This window comes from Bacteriovorax sp. Seq25_V (assembly GCF_000447795.1).
Classification (GTDB): domain Bacteria; phylum Bdellovibrionota; class Bacteriovoracia; order Bacteriovoracales; family Bacteriovoracaceae; genus Halobacteriovorax_A.
Map to the genome: position 1 here is coordinate 363,314 of NZ_AUNI01000020.1, position 17,439 is coordinate 380,752.

The window sequence follows — 17,439 nt, forward strand, 5'->3', positions numbered from 1 at the left end:
TTTATTCTGTTTCAGCGTAGCAGAGCTCAAGATACATTGGCCCATGCGCAGAAGTTAGAGGAATCAGTATAACAGTAGTTCCCTCTGGGTATTTGATTGTGTGGTTACTACCTTCAATGATCGAAGGGATTGCCATATTTGAGGTATATCCCATTCCTGCAAGATCACGTTTTGCATTCCCCATAATCATATTACAGATTTCACCTCCAACATCTCTGATATCTTCGTTAAATTCTGTATATTCTTCCATTAACATTGCTCCAGCTACTTTCAAGTATGTGGCATATGGAAATGAGATAACAAGCATAGCACGATAGTCACGCTCTACACCATCTTTACTTAAAGTCCCTGATAGACCAAGTACGGCGGATACATCACCTTGTGATAGGTTACCTTTCTTTACTTGTGGTTTTCCTGGTTCTAGTTTGGTAAATACCATTGTTTCAAAAACATTTTTTGCAGCATCAATAAATGGTTTTGAAAACTCTAAAAAATTTGCATTCGACATTACTTCTCCATTTGTCTCTTATAAACCTAAACTAGACATTAGATCATCAATTGAACTTTGATCAAGTACGCTATCATCTTTGTATGCTACAGAAGACCTTTCGATATTCTTAAATTTATCTTGTAGCCATTTAAGTCTCGTCACAAAAGCTTGTGTATTCATAGACTTTAGACCATTATCATTTCCAGTTTTTAGCTGATCTACCATTCGTCCCAGAAGGTCATGAGCGTCGAAAAGAATTGCTACAACGACTTCAAGTAGGGCATGATCTCTAATCTGGCTTGACTTATAACCAATGGCCTTTCCAAGATCGCAGAAAGTTGCGATTTCATCAGCTCCAATTGATTTAGCCGCACCCATGATACGATCGATCACTTGTCCAAACTGTTCGAGTTTTGCTGTTTTCGTTGGATCTTCTTCGAGTTCTTCAAGACAGGCTTCAAGCTCATCAAGAAGTTCTAATGATTCATCACAAAACTCAATAATAATTTCCTTCATTGAAGGATCGTCTATAAGGCCCATAGTTATCCTTACTTATTAAAAATTTTATCAATCTTTTCTTTAAGTACTTGCGCCGAGAAAGGCTTTACAATGAAGTTACTTACTCCGGCCTTTACTGCGATAACAACGTTACCTTGTTCAGCTTCTGCCGTAATCATAAGAAATGGTAGTTTCTTATACTCTTCAGATGCTCTTAATTTCTTTAGTAAATCAAGACCTGTTAACTGTGGCATGTTCCAGTCTGAAACGATAAACTCATACGGTTCACCAACTTCAGTTGCTTTTTCGATCATTGGTAGGGCCGTTGCACCATCGTCGGCTTCAGTGATATTCGTAAAACCAATTTGACCAAGCATGTTCTTGATAATTTTTCTCATCGTTGCCATATCATCAATAACTAAAATTTTCATGTTCGCTTTTAGCGCCATTTCTCTTCTCCTTAAGCAGCTTCACTTATATTTTCAGTACTTATTAAGTTTATTAGGTTTTCATATATTTTATCGCCAAACTCGAATTCAAGTCCAGCGCTAAAGGTTTTATTTTTCATTCTTTGAATAACTGAGCGAATTGGTAGCTTAGAACCTGTGATTTCACCTTCTGAATATTCTAAAATATGAGATACTGCACCTAAAATGAGTGCCATTGTATCGATAAATTCACTATGTTTTTGTCTGGGATACCCAGAACCATCATAGCGCTCATGATGTTGAAAGATAATATTCTTGCACCTTTCACTGATTTCAATCCCACTTTTTAGTAGGAGATGGTGAGAATAGCCAGGATGTTTTTTAATCTTATCCTTTTCTTTATCAGAAAGCTCGTTAGTTGGTCTGTGTGATAGTGAGTGATCAAGTTGCGTATATCCGAGATGAGCAAAAAATGCAGCACATACGATATCTGCCAACGTTTCTTGGTCATTCATATTCATATTTTTCGCCAAATAATAAGATATAGCCACAATTCGGTTGGTTCTATTGTCTTCCGTCAACAATTCTTCTGCCAAGTATCCGGCCAGAGAAACAGTGTGTGAGATATTTAGCTGAAATATTTCTATTTCTTTTTTGGCACTTAAAATCATTGGTAAAAATGAATCCGCATCAATACAATTATTCATTCCTGATTTTAGGTCATACTTTGGAATTTCACCACTTTCTGATTCATATTCTTCTAGTGCTAATGCCTTGAGTTTCTCATTTCTCTTAATTTCTATTTCTGATAGCTCTCTAGCCTGAAGGGAGGGAACTTCACTTTCATCAATCTCTACAGAATGAAGAAAAGTTCTTTTCTGTTTTTTATCGACAGCAAGGGAGCCACCTTTTTCAGTGATAAATGAAATAAACTCTCTATGATCATCTGTTAATGGGCTATTTGCATATAAGAATACATTGTATAATTTTGATTGTGGATTATAGACATAGAGGTGAAAAGGGAAGAGCTGTCCTTCTCTAAGCATGTCGACTGTGATATTAAAATACTCTTGTGTCTTCATTAACTTGCCTTTTTAAAGAATTTACCAAATATTGATTTGATGATTCCTTCTTCCTCATTATTATTTTGTGAACTTATTGCTTTTGGTTTATTGTATTCCCCAGTGAGTCCAGCCTTGTGAGATTCCTCGAGGAAAATACCACGTGTAGTTTCAAAAATTACTTCGATTGATTTAGAGATATCTTCTTTAGGAGAGTTCTCAAAATAGCAAGTAATATAACCAAGTTTGTTAGCACCTTCATAAATAGGGAAGAAAAACAAATTCTCCTCAGTGTTAAATTTCTCATTTTCCCACTTTGGTAGATTCATCAAATCCCATTCATCTTTATGTGTTTCTTCTTTATCGGTAATTTTCTCTAGTACATTTTCTTTAGATTGGTAAATTTTTTCAAATTTTCCATTAGCTTTATTTAAAGAGTAGAAAGTCGAATACCCTTGATACTTATTTTTGATTGAGTCAGTAATAAACTTAAAAAGATCCTCTTTGTTTAAGTTCTTGTCGCTATAGAGGTTTAGTACTTTAATCGCAATTTCAATTCCATTAGACTTTGGAGTGTAAATGGTCTCCTCTTCTTTATCCACCTTGTTCTTTAAAGCAACAATCTCAGCTTCTGAAAGAGAGTCGAGATAATCATCTTCATAAATACCTCTCAGAAACTCTTTGTCTGCGTTCTCACTATAGTATTTAGGCCCTTCTGATTTTTTACCACTGGAGGATCTATTAATAGTAATTGCTTCAAATTCTGAATGTAGCTTTCTATAATCAATTGTTTGTTCACCAAGATCAACTTTTTCTTTGAAAGTGATATCTAGCTGAGATTTATTCTTCTTTTCTTGACCATAATTTTCAGTTCCATCTTTTTTCTTATTAATGTCCCAGTCGTATTCTTGATGCTTGATCCCTTTTCTTGAATCAAGATTTGTTTCTATTCTTTCTGTGTGCGCGGAATACTTTTTTGCATCTTGTTCATGCTCGAGATCAAGATCCATGCTTGAGTTTCTGCGACCAAAATCTTTTTCGGTAGAACTTTTCTTATTGGCCTCTTTTTCACTCTCTTCACTGTCAAAGGCCAGGTCGAGATCTTTTTCTTTCTTTACGCTAGAAAAGTCATCCTCATCCTCTGATATGCTTTTATCATCTCTTGTGCTACTGTCATTTTCTAGCTTGAGGTTAATTCCTGCTCGAGAGTTTTCTTGATCGTCTTTATCTTCTTCAAGATCAAGGCCTTCTTCTCGTTCTTTATCTGTTTGAAGTTTTAATTTCGTGCCATAGAGGTCACTCTCATCTTCATCATCATTTTCAAGATCAAGACCCTTCTCAAGATCGAGGTGAGTGTGATCAGATTCCTCATCTTCATCTGCTGATATATCATTGCTGTTTCGAGCGTCAATTTCCTCTTCTTCGATTACAGTAACAGTTTTTGAGACATTTCCGCGTATATAGTTATCAATCTCATTATCATTTTTCTTTTGGTCTTCTTCGTCTTCTTCAAAGCCTAAGTCGATATCATTCTTGCCTTCATGTTCAGCACGACGTTTTTCGTTTGTATGTTCAGAATCTTCACTTTCACTTTCTCTTTCTCTATCAAGCTTCAACTCTGCTTGTGTTTTGATGCTTTTCTCTTCTTCATCGTCAAGATCTAGCATCGTTTCTGATGATTTGTTCCTTTTTCCGTAAAGGTCGTCATCATCTGTGTGCTGCGATGATTCTTCTAATTCAGAATCATTTTCAGCTGATAAATCGAGTCCAAACTCTAATTCAGTTTTGTTCTTTCTGCGTTCCTCGAGTTCTTCTTCCTCTTTTGATAAGTCTTTATCATCTTCATCAAAATTCATATCAAGCATGCTACTGTTGAGTTTTCCCTTGTAGTACTTATCATCAGCCTTTGCTTTATCCTTATCTTCTTTTTCTCTTCCTGTTTTATCTTCTCCGGTCTCTAGTGTTAGAGAGCTTTTCTTTGATGGATTTCCATACTCATCATATTCCATCTCGTTAGATCGACGTTCCTTTGTTGGTTCTTCAAAGTCTAGTGTCACTTCATTTTTATCTTTCTTTTTACTTCTTAGGTATGAGTCGAGATAACTACCTTCACTCATTTCTTTATCTTTTTCTTTGTCTTCGTCAAAAGCTAAGTCTGTATTGTGAACTTTTCCTTCCCATTCTGTTTCAATCTTTCCTTCTTTATAACCAGGCCTATTTTCTTCGCTCTCATCAGCATCAATTTCTAGTTCTGTGCCAAGTTTTCCTCGAAGGTTGTAATCAATATGATTATCACTTTCAGAAATAATTCCTTTTTCTACACGTTGTTTTTGTTTTGTATCAGTACCTTCATCTTCACTATGAGCAAATTTAACTTCCTCATTTTGTTCTTCGTCTTCTTCACCTGCTACAACAATAGAGCGTAGTAGAAGTTTAACTTTATAAAGAAGAGTCTTTGGTGGTACAGGTTCTACTACACATTCAGTAAGGCCAATCTTAGAAAACTTATCAAGTGTCTTTCTAGGAATTGATTTTGCTGATAGAAGAATTACTTTTGAATTTAATTTATGTATAGCTCTTCTGTTTGGTTGAAGAACTGAAGCACATTTTTTTGGATTAGAAAATATTGTTAGAGACTGTCCAATTGTCGGAAGTAATTGGGATACTTCCATTACATCGTCTACTTCATAAATTTCAACTCCATCCTCATCGGCTGTTTCCGCAATGACTTCTTTCAGCTTCTTCAAAGAATCTGATAAGGGATGGACGAATATTAATGGTTTTGTGCCGCTCATAGTGCTTTTTTTATCGGCACAAAAGCTTGTTTTTTTAAGTTTTTTAATAGCAGATAAATATTGTCCAACATTATTTTTAAAATTTTTTAACTTTGTGCTAAAGCTTATAAAAGTACTGCCGAAAAATATTCATGAATGGTCGGCATGACCAGTAACTTTTAACTAACAAAAAAGGTTATTAAGAGCAGTAAGCTCATTGGACATACAAGGTTGTATGTACTAACTCCAGCACGGGGAAAGTGATCAAGGAGGCATCAATGGGTTTACGTATCAACACGAATGTTACATCTCTAGCAGCACAAAGAACACTTGGAAACAACAGCGCTGATCAAGCACAAACACTAGGTAAGTTATCTTCTGGTACAAGAATTGTACGTTCAGCAGATGACGCAGCAGGTTTAGCGATTTCTGAGAAGTTAAAGGCGCAAGTTAGATCAACAAATCAAGCAGAAAGAAACGCGAATGACGGTATTTCAATGATTCAAACTGCAGAAGGTGGTTTAAATGAAATTTCGAACATTCTTATTAGACTAAGAGAACTTTCAGTTCAGTCAGCTTCGGATACTGTAGGAGATACAGAGAGAAAGTTTACTGATCTTGAGTATCAAAACCTTAAGCAAGAAGTAGAGCGTATTTCGCAAGTTACTGAATTTAACGGTAAGAAACTTCTAAATGGAGAAGGTGATACTTATGATTTCCAAATTGGTATCAATAACGACGCTTTCCAAGATAGAATTTCTTTTGATACACAACTTCTAAACTCATCAATTGGAAGTCTTGGTGTTGATGGTCTTGCGGTTTCAACAAAGGAAGACGCACAAAATGGTCTTGCAGCAATTGACAATGCAATTCAACAAGTATCAGGACAAAGAGCGGAGCTAGGAGCGAAGCAGAACAGATTAACTTCAACTGTTCAAAATTTACAGATTAGTTCTGAAAACTTATCTGCAGCTAACTCTCGTATCAGAGATACTGATTATGCTTCAGAAACAGCTAAGAAGACTAAGCTTGATATTCTTACAAATGCTGGTACTTCGGTTCTTGCTCAATCAAATGCACAAGGACAACAAGCACTAAAACTTATTGGTTAATTAAATCAATACTTAAACTTTTTAAAAGGTATCGGCCCCGAGAATTCGGGGCCTTTTTTTATGTGTGCAACTAAAAATTCTCAATTTTAAATTCTGTTTAGAACTGTAAGTTTCTTTTAACACTTCGATTCAATCATTTGTCTAGCTTAAGCCTTTGTATTCATAGAACTAGTTCAGTTAAATAGTAAATTTTATATTTTTTAAGTTTGTTAACCTATGGGTTGATTCGATAATGTTGATATAAATCAGGAAATTGTCGGAGTAACATCATGCTTAAGAAAAGAAAGCTTAGCTTAAATGCAAAAATTTTGAATATGGCCTTGATTCCTTTTATCTTGTTTCTTCTCGCTTTTATGTATTATGGATATAACTCAACTAGAAAGGCACTGATTCTCGAGAAGAAAAATACTATTCATGACGTTACAACGACAGTGATCGCGCAATTTAAATCACTTGAAGAAAAAGTTTTAAGTGGGGAGATTTCTGAGGCGCAGGCTAAGGTTATTGCTAAGCACTTTGTTAAAACCATTCGCTATGGGCGTGATGGAGATGACTATTTATGGATTAATGATTTAACACCATTTATGGTGGCCCACCCTTCGAAAGCTTTAGAAGGGACGGATGTTACAAAATTTGTAGATAAAAAAGGAAAACCATTATTTCTTGATATTGTTAAACTCGTTAAAGAGCAAAACAATGGTTATATTTATTATTCTTGGATTTCTAAATCAGATAAGAATAAATTTGTTGATAAGCTCTCATATGTCGAACTATATAAGCCATGGGGATGGGTTGTTGGTACAGGTATTTATCTTGAAGATGTTGAAGCATATATTTTAAAAACATTCTTGCAACAAATTATTTTTGGAGTTATTGGAATTACTCTTATGGGAATATTCTTTTTCATCATCTTGAAAAAAGGAGTTTCAAATCCACTTCTTCAAATGGCACAACGACTTAGAGAATCGTCAAAGAATGTAACGAAAGGCTCAGAAGATACTTTTGAAACATCAGATATTCTTTCAAAAGCGACTACTGAGCAGGCCGCGAGCTTACAAGAAACAGTTGCCTCTGTTGATGAGATATCTTCTATGATTGGCAGAAATAGTGATTTTGCTGAGCAATCGAAAATGACAAGTGATGCTTCTCAACAACATGCTATTCAGGGTAAACAAACTGTCGACCAAATGGTTCAAACAATAGAGATGATTGGTAAGCATAATAACGAGGCCATGGAGCAGATGGAATCGAGTAATCAAAAAATTGCAGGCATTTTAAGTATTATCAAAAATATCGAAGACAAGACTAAGGTTATTAACGATATTGTTTTCCAGACAAAACTTCTATCATTTAACGCTTCTGTCGAAGCAGCTCGTGCTGGTGAAAGTGGAAAAGGTTTTGCTGTTGTTGCTGAAGAAGTCGGAAATCTGGCCAATATGTCAGGTAAGGCGAGTGATGAGATTAAGCAACTTTTAGATGAATCAATCAAAAGTGTAGAGTTGATTGTTAGTGATACTTCTTCAATGGTTAAGAATGTTATTGACCAAGGTAAGAGTACTGTCGAAGCTGGGAAGGCCAAGGCCGTGCAATGTAAGGAAGTTCTAGATGAGATCGTTAAAAATGTAGATGAAGTAAATATCAAGATTTCAGAAATTGCGAGTGCTTGTCGTGAACAGTCTCAGGGTGTTAACGAAATCACTAATGCGATGAGATTACTTGATGATGTTACGAGTCAAAATAATAATGCTGCAAGTATTGCGGCTAGAAATGCTCAAGAATTAAAAGCTGAGGCAAATAATTTAGATCAGGTCGTTGATCAAGTACTAACACTAGTTGAGGGGTAGTTCTTAATCGATGGACTTAACAATGACTCCATTCTCTTTCAAGAGTTTGGTAAAAACACCATCTCCTTCGATTAAGTTTCCAGTGAAGGTTCCATCATAGATTTTCCCACAACCACACATTGGGGACTTACTTTTTAGTAAGGCCTCCGTGGCATTAGAAAGCTTTGCTATTTTAAGGGCCTGCTCAGCTCCTAAGTTATATTTATTTGTTACATCTTTCCCGTCACGTGTAATTATTTTTTTTTCGATGAGTTCTGCAGGTGTTCTTGGAGTAGGTAAACCTCCGAGCTGTTCCGGACAGACTGGAATGGCCTCACCTCTTTCAACAATTTCAATGATTTCTGCCCTTTCTTGAGATTTGCAATCGTATCGACACTCAACTCCAGCAAGGCAGGCGCTTACTATTTTCATTTGTGCAACTTACCATATTTACGCATAGTCTCAAGGCATTCTAAATTTTTTTCACTACAATTATATGCACATTGTTAAATAAATTTAGGTGTGTTACAAGTTTCTCAACACGGGGACACAATGAACAATATTTTAATCGGATTGCTTTGCATTCTAATATTTTCATCATGCGGTGGTGGCGACAAGATTGATCTTAGTAAGCCAAGCTCACCTGGAACAGCGAAGATTTCAACTTCAGTATTAGCTTCTAATATTGAGTTTTCTTGTGAAGATTCAAAATGCCCAAGCGCATATGGTCTTGTTATCAAGAATCTAAGTAATGACCTTATTGCGAACTCTAATGTCTGTTCTGGTTTTTTTATCAGTAAAAAAGACATTATAACTTCTAGAGAATGTATCGGAAGTTTTATCGAAAAATGTTCAACAGGAATAGCTGTTAAAGACATTAAGGGTAATGCAGCTCTTTGTAAAAATATAACTCACGGATTTGTAAATACGAATGGAGAAGAAGATCTCTTTGTTCATATTGAGCTTGCAGATGAGCTTGATGTTGAGCCTGTGACTTTATCTAAGGAGTCATTTAAGACAACATCATCATACGAAAGATGGAATGTTGTGAGAAGTTACGAAAACGATAAGTATCATTTAGAAAAAACAAAATACTGTCGTATGACAAAGAATAATATTCGTTTCCCATTTCAACAAAATGGAGAACAGCGAGAAATTATCCTTACAAATTGTCCTCCAGGAGCAGAGAGTCTAGGGGCAGCGATTTTAGACTCAAATGGAAATGTTGTAGGTCTAGCAACTGGTATTGTAGAGAAGACAGATATTTTTAATAATCTAATGGGGACAAAGAAGGGGAGAAATCTGCTTATTGCGACTCCGTTAAACTGCCTAGCTTATCAAAGATCCGATTTATTTCCTGAAATTAAATTGACTCGTGAGCAAGAAGCCCTGTGCTCTCAGCCTATTGGAAGTGTGACTTCTTCTTCGATGTATAACTTCTTTATCTCGACACTTTTTTATGGAACTTCAGGTGGGCTTGAAAAAAATAAAATTGTTGTGACTCAAAATAATTGGGAGCAGACGGAATTTTATAAAATCTCTCACCCTGAATGTATTGGCGATGAAAGAGATCTTGTGGATTTTAACTCCTGTCAATTCTATCCATTAATAACTGCTGATTATGAGCTTTATCGTACACGTGTATCACGTTGCTACACTGATAAGTCTATAAAATTTAAAATTAAAAGTAATCAATACTATTCTCTATTTGAAGTCGGTGTGATGAATAATGGGGCAGAAGTCTCTAGTCTTTATATCTCAAAGTGTAATTAAAAAAAGGCCATTTACATGGCCTTGATAATTAGTAATCAGATCCTGATTCAGAAGAGTCTTCTGTTGACTCTGTTGTTTCAGTTGTAGAGTTTTGGTTTTGGTACCATTGAGATTGGTCTCCAGAAACTTCTGATTCTGTTGTCGTCTCAACAGCAGTTGTATCTTCCATATCTGAGTCTGTGTCTGCATAAATATTTACAGAAAGAAGTAGAAGAAGTGTTGAAAGTAAAAGTGATTTTTTCATGTGGCCTCCGGTCAATTGTCTCAATTATTAAGCACAATACTTAACATTTATCTAATTAAGAATTTTCTACCTTTTTTAGATTTTGGTAAAATCGTTTTTTTGGCCGAGTATGATTAGGTTTAAACTAATTATGGTAGAAAGTAGGCCACAGAGCGTGGCCTACAATGAATTATCTAAAATAGGGCATCAAACCACATTTTGCCTTCACGTGTATTACAATCAGATTCCCAGATATGCTTAACTTCGAGGTAGGCAAGGATTCCTTCTACTCCCATCTCCCTTCCAATTCCTGATTCTTTAAGACCACCAAATGGCATCCCCGGGTTTAGAAGGTGATACTCATTTATCCAGATTGTTCCGGCCTCAAGCTTAGAGGCAATCGAATTAGCTTTGTTTTCGTCTTGTGTCCAGATCGCTGCTGCTAGCCCATAGATTGAGTCGTTTGCAAGGGCTATGGCCTCTTCTTCAGTTTTAAACTTTGTAACTCCGACAACAGGTCCAAAAATTTCTTCCTTCCAAATCGTATTTGATGGCGTAATTTCAAATGCCGTTGGTCTAATGAAGTAACCTTTATCAAAACCCTCTCCGGTGATTCTCTCGCCACCAAAAAGAAGTTTTGCTCCTTCTTTCTTTGTCGTTTCAATATATCGCATAATTGTATTGAATTGCTTTTCAGATACAACTGGACCGAAGCCTGTATTTTTATCATTTGTTTGGCCAATGCTAATTTGCTCAATTCGAGTTAAGAACTTTGCCATGAATTGGTCATAGATTCCTTCTTGAACAAGCAGTCTTGTTCCTGAGTCACATGCTTGACCAGAGTGATATAAGAATGCGTATAGTGCTCCATCTACTGCAATATCAAGGTCAGCGTCATCTAAGACGATGTTTGGAGACTTTCCACCAAGTTCAAGAGTTGTCTTTTTTACTGTTTTAGCAGACTCACCAAGAATAATTTTACCAACAGCTGTTGAGCCAGTGAAGGCTACCTTAGATATTTTCGGGTGAGAGATAAGGGCCTGACCTTCTTTTGCGCCTCCCGTGATTACGTTTACAACACCATTTGGAACTCCAGATTCTTTTAAAATCTCTGCCAGGATTGATGCTGTTACAGGCGTTTCTGCTGCTGATTTAATAACTGTAGTACAACCTGTCGCAAGAACCGGTCCTATTTTCCAACCGGCCATTACGAGAGGGAAGTTCCATGGGATAATTTGTGCACAAACACCGATTGGAGTGTATTGTCTTTTATTTTTTGAAAAGCCTTCTCTTGATGCTTTTGCATCTATTTCTTCAAAGTTGAATGTCGCAGCTACTTTACTCATGACCTTAAAAAATGCTGAAGTGTTGTGTACATCTGCGGCTGCTTTTCTAAATGTTGAACCTGAGTCCTTAATTTCTTCTTCGATTAGCTCTTTTTTTCTTTCTTTAATTTTTTCTGAGATCGTAAGAAGGATTTCACTTCTTCTCTCTCTTGTCATTTCACTCCACTCCTTAGAGTAGAAGGCTGTATGAGCAGCTTCTACGGCATCATTGATGTCTTCTTGTGAAGGATTATGAACTTTAGCGACAAGTTCACCTGTACACGGATCAATTGATTCAAAAGTTTCACCAGTTGAAGAATTTTTGAATTCACCGTTTATAAATAATTTAATTTCTTTCATATCTACCTCGTTAATTAGCAATTTTCTAAGCTTAAGCTCACACCTTGTCCAACTCCTACACACATTGTTGCAAGGGCTTGCTTGAAATTTTTATTTTCTTGAAGAATATGCGTCAGTGTTGTTGTGATTCTTGCTCCTGAACATCCTAGGGGATGTCCAAGTGCAATTGCACCACCTTTGAGATTCACTTTTTCTGGATCAACTTCAAGCTCTCTCATACAACCTAATGCTTGAACAGCAAAAGCCTCGTTGAATTCAAAAACGTCGAAATCAGAAATCTTCTTGTTGAATTTTTTTAGTAATACTTTTGTTGACTCAACCGGACCAAGGCCCATAATACTTGGATGAATTCCTCTGACAGCTCCGCCTGTTATTCTTGCTAGTGGTTTTAAGTTATGCTTCCTTAAAAAATCTTCTGATACTATTGCTACACAACTTGCCCCATCATTCATGGGAGAAGAATTTCCTGGTGTTACACTTCCACCTTTTCTAAAAACAGCTGGAAGTTTTGCCATTTGTTCAAGTGTTGTGTTTGCACGTGGACATTCGTCTTCGGATACTTTGAGTAATTCTTTTTTTAGTTGAAGTTCGAGAGAAACTACTTCGTTGGCAAATTTGCCATCTTCCCAAGCTTTACTTGCCTTCATATGCGAGTTGTAAGCGAAAAGATCCTGCTCTTCTCTTGTTATATTTAACTTTTGTGCAACTTCTTCTGCTGTTTCACCCATACCAAGAAGAGGAAACATTTCTTTCATTTTTGGATTTGGGAAGCGCCACCCAAAAGTTGTATCATACATTTGTGAGTCTCGACCAAATGCAGATGATCCTTTTGACATAACATATGGTGCTCGAGTCATGCTCTCTGCACCACCTACAAGAATACAGTCAGCGATTCCTGAAGCAATTCTTGAGTATCCATCAATGATGGCATCAAGGCTTGATGCGCATAATCTATTAACCGTAACTCCAGGAACTTCAAGAGGAAGACCCGCGAGAATCGTGGCCATTCTCGAAAGATTTCTGTTATCTTCGCCTGCCTGATTTGCACAGCCTGTGATAACGTCATCAATTTCTTTCATATCAAAACTAAAAGAATCTTTAAAATCTCTAAAAAGAGTTGCGAGCATGTCATCTACACGAAAGTGAGATAGACTGCCTCCAAGCTTTCCAATGGGAGTTCTCTTAGCGTGAATGATAAATACATCTTTCATATAATTCTCCGGTACTAAATTTTTAATTTAAGTGATTTGCTAACACGGTAACGGCTGTCTTCCGTAACTTTGTATAGTTCTGTTAACACGTGGTAAACAAATATTGGTTCAATCTTTTCTGACCATTCAATTGGGCCTAGAGGGTAGTTAACTCCATACTTCATGGCCGTATCAAGTGATTCATCAGTTGCTAAATTCTCATCTTTTGCAAAATGAGCCTCATTGATAATCATGGAAATAATTCTTGGGTAAGTAAAACAGATTCCCGGAGCTTCGACTCTTTTTGATTTAAGGCCAATCTCTTTGAGAAAGTTTGTCATTAATTCAAATGAATGATCATCTCTTGACGATACTTCAACTGTTTGGTTTGGAGAGTAGAAAGCTCCTGCGAAACATGTTGTTAGGCTACTTATATTCTTTACTAAATAATCACCCCAGTTAATAGTTGTATCACTAAAAATTGGTGCATCTGTATAGTTTTCAATACTCAGAAGTAATTCAGCTTTTGAATCCGTATCCATTACAGTGAAATCAAGAATCATTTCTCTATTCTCAAAGTCATTTGGTGAAAGTTCATAAAGAGCTTGCGAGTCTACTTCAAGAATATCGTAATCTGTCCCAGCTAGTGCTTGAGCTAGAGGGTGGTTATCTGTTGCTAAAATGAGTTTACTTGTCATAGCTATAAAATCCTTTCCCGACCTTTTTTCCAATGCGACCACTGTCGACCATTTCTCTTTGAACTCGATGCGGCCTAAATCTTGGGTCATTGTAGTAGCTATTCCAAACGCTACAAGTAACGTCATAGTTGATATCAATTCCAATGAGATCCATTAGAGTAAAAGGACCCATTTTAAAGCCACCAACCTCTGTCATCACTTCATCAATTTCCTTAATTTTATCTTGGTCATAACTTTCTAGTACTTGAAAAGCTTCTCCATAGAAGTTACGAGCGACGCGATTAACAATGAATCCAGGGTAGTCTTTGCAAATTGCTGGTTTCTTTCCTTGAGCTGCAAACCATGTTTTTAGATTGTTAGCGAGCTCTTTTGAAGACCAAGGAGTTTCGATGATTTCTACCAACTTCATAATAGTCGCTGGATTGAAGAAGTGAAGACCAAGAGTTTTTTCTTGTCTTCCTTTTGAAAGGTTTCTTGCTAATGTTGTAATTGGTATACTTGAGGTATTAGAAGCAAGTACTGTATGCTTACTCATGGTTTTATCGAGTTTTAAGAAGAGATCGGTCTTGATTTTTAAATCCTCAATAATAGCCTCAATTACGAGATCTGAATCAGTTGAGTAATTTTCAAGGTCAACAACTTTGAGATTGTTTAGTGTTGCAGTAACTTGTGCTTCTGTAAATTTACCTTTGGCCTTTAAAGTATTTAGAGAGTCCGCAATCATTTTTTGAGATTTTATTGCCATCTCTGATACAGCGTCGGTTAGTTCAACAATAACTCCTTGTTGCGCAAACCATTGAGCTATACCTCTTCCCATGGTGCCAGCACCAATAATGAGAACTTTATTTATTTCCATCCTGTGGATTCCTTTAGATGAAGTTAAGATGGGGGAGAGAGCTCCCCCTCTTTTTTGTGATGACTATTGTCTTGTTGGTTGTTCTTCCTCTTTGTATTCAGGAAGTACAAGGCCTGCTTGTTCACACATGTCTTGAACTTCTTTTACGAAAGTATCTCTTACCATTTGATTATTTCTCTTCTTAAGCCCAAGGTTTACATAGAGATCATTTGAACGACCTGAAGTTGAACCAAAAACGTTCATCACTCGTGGCCACCAAATATTCAATCTTTCCTGTAAGAAATCTTTTTTCTCACTCGCTGCAAGTATCTTGATCCACTTGTCTCCGTGAGCAAGGTGCATGATTTCTTCTTTATAAATCCCTTCGATTCCTTTTTTCCAAGGAAGGTAACTTGAATCTAGTGTGTCTTCTAGTTGATGACCAGCTGCTCTGTCCATTAGGAAGTTAAATAGAATAAAGTCTTCCCAGAAGTTAATTCCGTAATAGAAGATATTAACTCTGTAATCATCTTTTAATCTTTGAAAACCAATTTGAGCTTTATCTTCTGGACTCTTCCAGCCAAGCTCTGTTTTTTCAATATGTGACATTACGTCCTCTCCAAGACCTTCTAGGAGCTTGTAGATAACTGAAGCATGTCTCATTTCATCTTTTACAATTTGTGCAACAATTACTTTTTCTTGCATTGTTGGAGCTTTCTCAATCCATGGAGCATAACCTAGGGCCCCAGAGTATTCTGAGTCATGTTGCATCCAAAGAAGATTTTTTAACGCCTTCTTGTATAGCGGAGGTAATTCTTCACCAGCATCAAATTTTCTACCATTTCTAATTTCATCAAATAATTTGATTTCTTCTTCTGTATATTGTCTTGCACTCATATAAACTCCTTATTATTTTCCTAAAAATTTTGGTGATCTCTTTTCAAAGAATGCATTAAGGCCCTCTTTGTAATCTTCTGAATTGCCCAGGAAGCGCTGTGAGCTTACTTCTCTGCTCATAACTTCATTATAGTCTAAGTCTTGAGCGCGTGAGATATTTTCTTTTATAATTTCAACACTCATCGGAGCTAAGAGATTAATATCTCTTGCCCATTTTTTCGCTACTTCAAGAAACTGTTCATCTTGTGCGTTTATAAGACCTGCTTCAGTCATTTTTTGTGCAGTTAAGGCTTCATTGAATAAGAAAAATTCAAGTGCTTTTTTTGGTCCAAGAGCTTGAGTGAAAGTCTTTGTCGCTCCAGCATCTGGACAAAGGCCAAGTTTTGAAAAGCCTGAAACAAATTTTGCATCCGGATGAGAAACAATGAGGTCACATGCGAGAGCAACTGATACACCTGCTCCAGCACAAACACCATTGATTGCACCAATCACAATCTTCTTAGATTCTCTAATTGCATTTACAAGTGGATTCCACTCTGTCTCAAGCGTTTCGCCTAGGTCGACAGCACGATCACTTGCTTGTACTGTGCGATCGTTGAGATCTTGTCCTGAACAAAATGCTTTTCCTTCACTTGTGAGAATAATACAACCAACTTCGCTATCTTTATTTAACTGTCTAATTGCTCTAATTAATTCGAACTTCGCTTCTTTTGTGAGAGCGCCATAAACCTCTGGACGATTAATTGTGATCGTTCCTGTGAAGTTTTCTTTTGTTACTAAAATATTTTTAAATTCACTCATTTAATCACCTTTGTATTCTGGTTCTCTTTTTTCGAGAAAAGCTCTCATTCCTTCTTTTTGATCACGAGAAGCAAAAGTTAGATAGAAGTTTCTTCTTTCAAAATCAATAGCATCAGACTGACTCATTTCATAGGCCTTATTAACTGACTCTTTACATAGTCTAACTGCTACAGGAGCTCTATTGGCAATTGTCTTGGCCAGTTCATAAGCTTCTTGTAGAAGTGTTTTAACTGGAGTTACTTTGGCAACTAGCCCCCAATCGTATGCTGTTTTTGCATCGATCATTTCACCTGTTAGAACCATCATCATTGCCTTGCTCTTACCGATAGCCCTCGTTAAGCGTTGTGTTCCACCAGCTCCTGGCGTTGTCCCAATCTTAATTTCTGGTTGTCCAAATTTTGCAGAGTCTGATGCAATCATAATGTCACAAGACATTGCTAGTTCACAGCCGCCACCTAGAGCATAACCATTAACTGCTGCAATAATCGGTTTTGTTATCATTGCCAATTGTTGCCATGATCTGAAACGATTATCTGTAATTTGATCAATAGGTGTGGCTTCAACCATTTGTGCGATATCGGCTCCGGCCGCAAATGCTTGTTCGTTACCCGTTAAGATTATTGAGCGAACAACATCGTTATCTTCAAGATCGAAGAGAGCTTCAACAAGTTCTTGCATGAGTTCTGTAGAAAGTGCATTTAAGACTTTCGGTCTATTGAGCCTTATAAGGGCAACATGTTTATCACCGTTATATGGATGTTCAACAATAATATTTTCCAAGATTGAATCCTTGATTAAAGTGGTTTTGTTACTACTTCTTCTGCAAAGTGAATTGAGACAATATCTTTTGCAAAGCTCATAAGGTCTTTTCCAGCTGCTGCATTTTCCTCTGACTTCATTGCAACTTTAAAGTCATCTTTATTTTTGAAAACCATTTCTGCAATGATATGTAGGTTGCTTGCTCCGGCCGGAGTACCTTGGATTTTATTTACACGAAGCTCTACAAGACCTGGAACTTTAGCAGCTAGTGGCCCGTGAACTTCGTTATAGTGTTTTTCAAATGCATCAATATCATTTGGAATTTTGTAAATTGCGATCAATTTATACATAGATATGTCCCTTTCTTAAAGATAATTAATTCCATAAAGTAT

Annotated in this window: 18 protein-coding genes; 3 read left to right on the forward strand and 15 right to left on the reverse strand. The window is 36.6% G+C overall.

What is annotated here, in order from left to right; all coding sequences use genetic code 11:
* Position 1: 1 nt before the first annotated feature.
* From M900_RS14470 to M900_RS14490, 5 genes are read right to left on the reverse strand one after another with little or no spacing between them, the layout of a single operon-like run.
* A complete protein-coding gene (locus M900_RS14470) occupies positions 2–508 on the reverse strand; it encodes a chemotaxis protein CheX (RefSeq protein ID WP_021275315.1) in 507 nt (168 codons plus the stop codon).
* An 18-nt stretch (positions 509–526) separates the two neighbouring features.
* Positions 527–1,006: a hypothetical protein gene (locus M900_RS14475; protein WP_157680685.1), complete on the reverse strand. Its 480-nt coding sequence runs from the start codon at positions 1,004–1,006 to the stop codon at positions 527–529.
* Between the two features lie 32 nt (positions 1,007–1,038).
* Positions 1,039–1,437 carry a response regulator gene (locus M900_RS14480; RefSeq protein WP_021275561.1) on the reverse strand — a complete coding sequence of 133 codons (399 nt, stop codon included), beginning with the start codon at positions 1,435–1,437 and terminating at the stop codon, positions 1,039–1,041.
* A gap of 11 nt (positions 1,438–1,448) precedes the next feature.
* Positions 1,449–2,498, reverse strand: a complete 1,050-nt coding sequence (locus tag M900_RS14485; protein WP_021275533.1) for an HD-GYP domain-containing protein — start codon at positions 2,496–2,498, stop codon at positions 1,449–1,451.
* Positions 2,498–5,272 (reverse strand): hypothetical protein, encoded by a 2,775-nt coding sequence (locus M900_RS14490; RefSeq protein WP_198296021.1) that lies wholly within the window; start codon positions 5,270–5,272, stop codon positions 2,498–2,500. The genes M900_RS14485 and M900_RS14490 overlap by 1 nt, the downstream gene beginning before the upstream one ends.
* A gap of 257 nt (positions 5,273–5,529) precedes the next feature.
* Between M900_RS14490 and M900_RS14495 the strand changes: the two genes are divergently transcribed.
* Positions 5,530–6,363, forward strand: coding sequence for a flagellin (locus M900_RS14495; protein ID WP_021275611.1), 834 nt, complete (start codon positions 5,530–5,532; stop codon positions 6,361–6,363).
* 269 nt (positions 6,364–6,632) lie between these two features.
* Positions 6,633–8,207: a methyl-accepting chemotaxis protein gene (locus M900_RS14500; RefSeq protein WP_021275505.1), complete on the forward strand. Its 1,575-nt coding sequence runs from the start codon at positions 6,633–6,635 to the stop codon at positions 8,205–8,207.
* 3 nt (positions 8,208–8,210) lie between these two features.
* On the opposite strand, the gene M900_RS14505 is transcribed toward M900_RS14500, so the two are convergent.
* Positions 8,211–8,618, reverse strand: coding sequence for a DUF523 domain-containing protein (locus M900_RS14505; protein ID WP_021275420.1), 408 nt, complete (start codon positions 8,616–8,618; stop codon positions 8,211–8,213).
* Positions 8,619–8,738: 120 nt separating this feature from the next.
* On the opposite strand from M900_RS14505, the gene M900_RS14510 reads away from it, so the two are divergent.
* Positions 8,739–9,959, forward strand: coding sequence for a trypsin-like peptidase domain-containing protein (locus M900_RS14510; RefSeq protein WP_021275541.1), 1,221 nt, complete (start codon positions 8,739–8,741; stop codon positions 9,957–9,959).
* Between the two features lie 28 nt (positions 9,960–9,987).
* Here the strand turns inward: M900_RS14510 and M900_RS14515 are convergent, their stop codons facing one another.
* The 9 genes from M900_RS14515 to M900_RS14555 all read right to left on the reverse strand — a co-directional run bounded on the left by M900_RS14515 (position 9,988) and on the right by M900_RS14555 (position 17,397).
* On the reverse strand, positions 9,988–10,203 hold the full coding sequence (locus tag M900_RS14515; protein ID WP_021275621.1) for a hypothetical protein: 216 nt from the start codon (positions 10,201–10,203) through the stop codon (positions 9,988–9,990).
* Positions 10,204–10,376: 173 nt separating this feature from the next.
* Positions 10,377–11,867 carry an aldehyde dehydrogenase gene (locus M900_RS14520; protein ID WP_021275512.1) on the reverse strand — a complete coding sequence of 497 codons (1,491 nt, stop codon included), beginning with the start codon at positions 11,865–11,867 and terminating at the stop codon, positions 10,377–10,379.
* Between the two features lie 14 nt (positions 11,868–11,881).
* Entirely contained in the window at positions 11,882–13,078 is a 1,197-nt protein-coding gene (locus tag M900_RS14525) for a thiolase family protein (RefSeq protein ID WP_021275424.1), read from the reverse strand.
* A 14-nt stretch (positions 13,079–13,092) separates the two neighbouring features.
* Complete coding sequence (locus M900_RS17400) at positions 13,093–13,755, reverse strand: 3-hydroxyacyl-CoA dehydrogenase family protein (RefSeq protein WP_021275312.1); 663 nt, start codon at positions 13,753–13,755, stop codon at positions 13,093–13,095.
* Positions 13,745–14,611: a 3-hydroxyacyl-CoA dehydrogenase NAD-binding domain-containing protein gene (locus tag M900_RS14535; protein WP_021275432.1), complete on the reverse strand. Its 867-nt coding sequence runs from the start codon at positions 14,609–14,611 to the stop codon at positions 13,745–13,747. The genes M900_RS17400 and M900_RS14535 overlap by 11 nt, the downstream gene beginning before the upstream one ends.
* Positions 14,612–14,674: 63 nt before the next feature.
* Positions 14,675–15,487: a Phenylacetic acid catabolic protein gene (locus M900_RS14540; protein WP_021275327.1), complete on the reverse strand. Its 813-nt coding sequence runs from the start codon at positions 15,485–15,487 to the stop codon at positions 14,675–14,677.
* Positions 15,488–15,499: 12 nt separating this feature from the next.
* Entirely contained in the window at positions 15,500–16,288 is a 789-nt protein-coding gene (locus tag M900_RS14545) for an enoyl-CoA hydratase/isomerase family protein (RefSeq protein WP_021275654.1), read from the reverse strand.
* Positions 16,289–17,068 (reverse strand): enoyl-CoA hydratase-related protein, encoded by a 780-nt coding sequence (locus M900_RS14550; RefSeq protein ID WP_021275546.1) that lies wholly within the window; start codon positions 17,066–17,068, stop codon positions 16,289–16,291.
* A gap of 14 nt (positions 17,069–17,082) precedes the next feature.
* Positions 17,083–17,397 carry an EthD family reductase gene (locus M900_RS14555; protein ID WP_021275577.1) on the reverse strand — a complete coding sequence of 105 codons (315 nt, stop codon included), beginning with the start codon at positions 17,395–17,397 and terminating at the stop codon, positions 17,083–17,085.
* Positions 17,398–17,439: the final 42 nt, after the last annotated feature.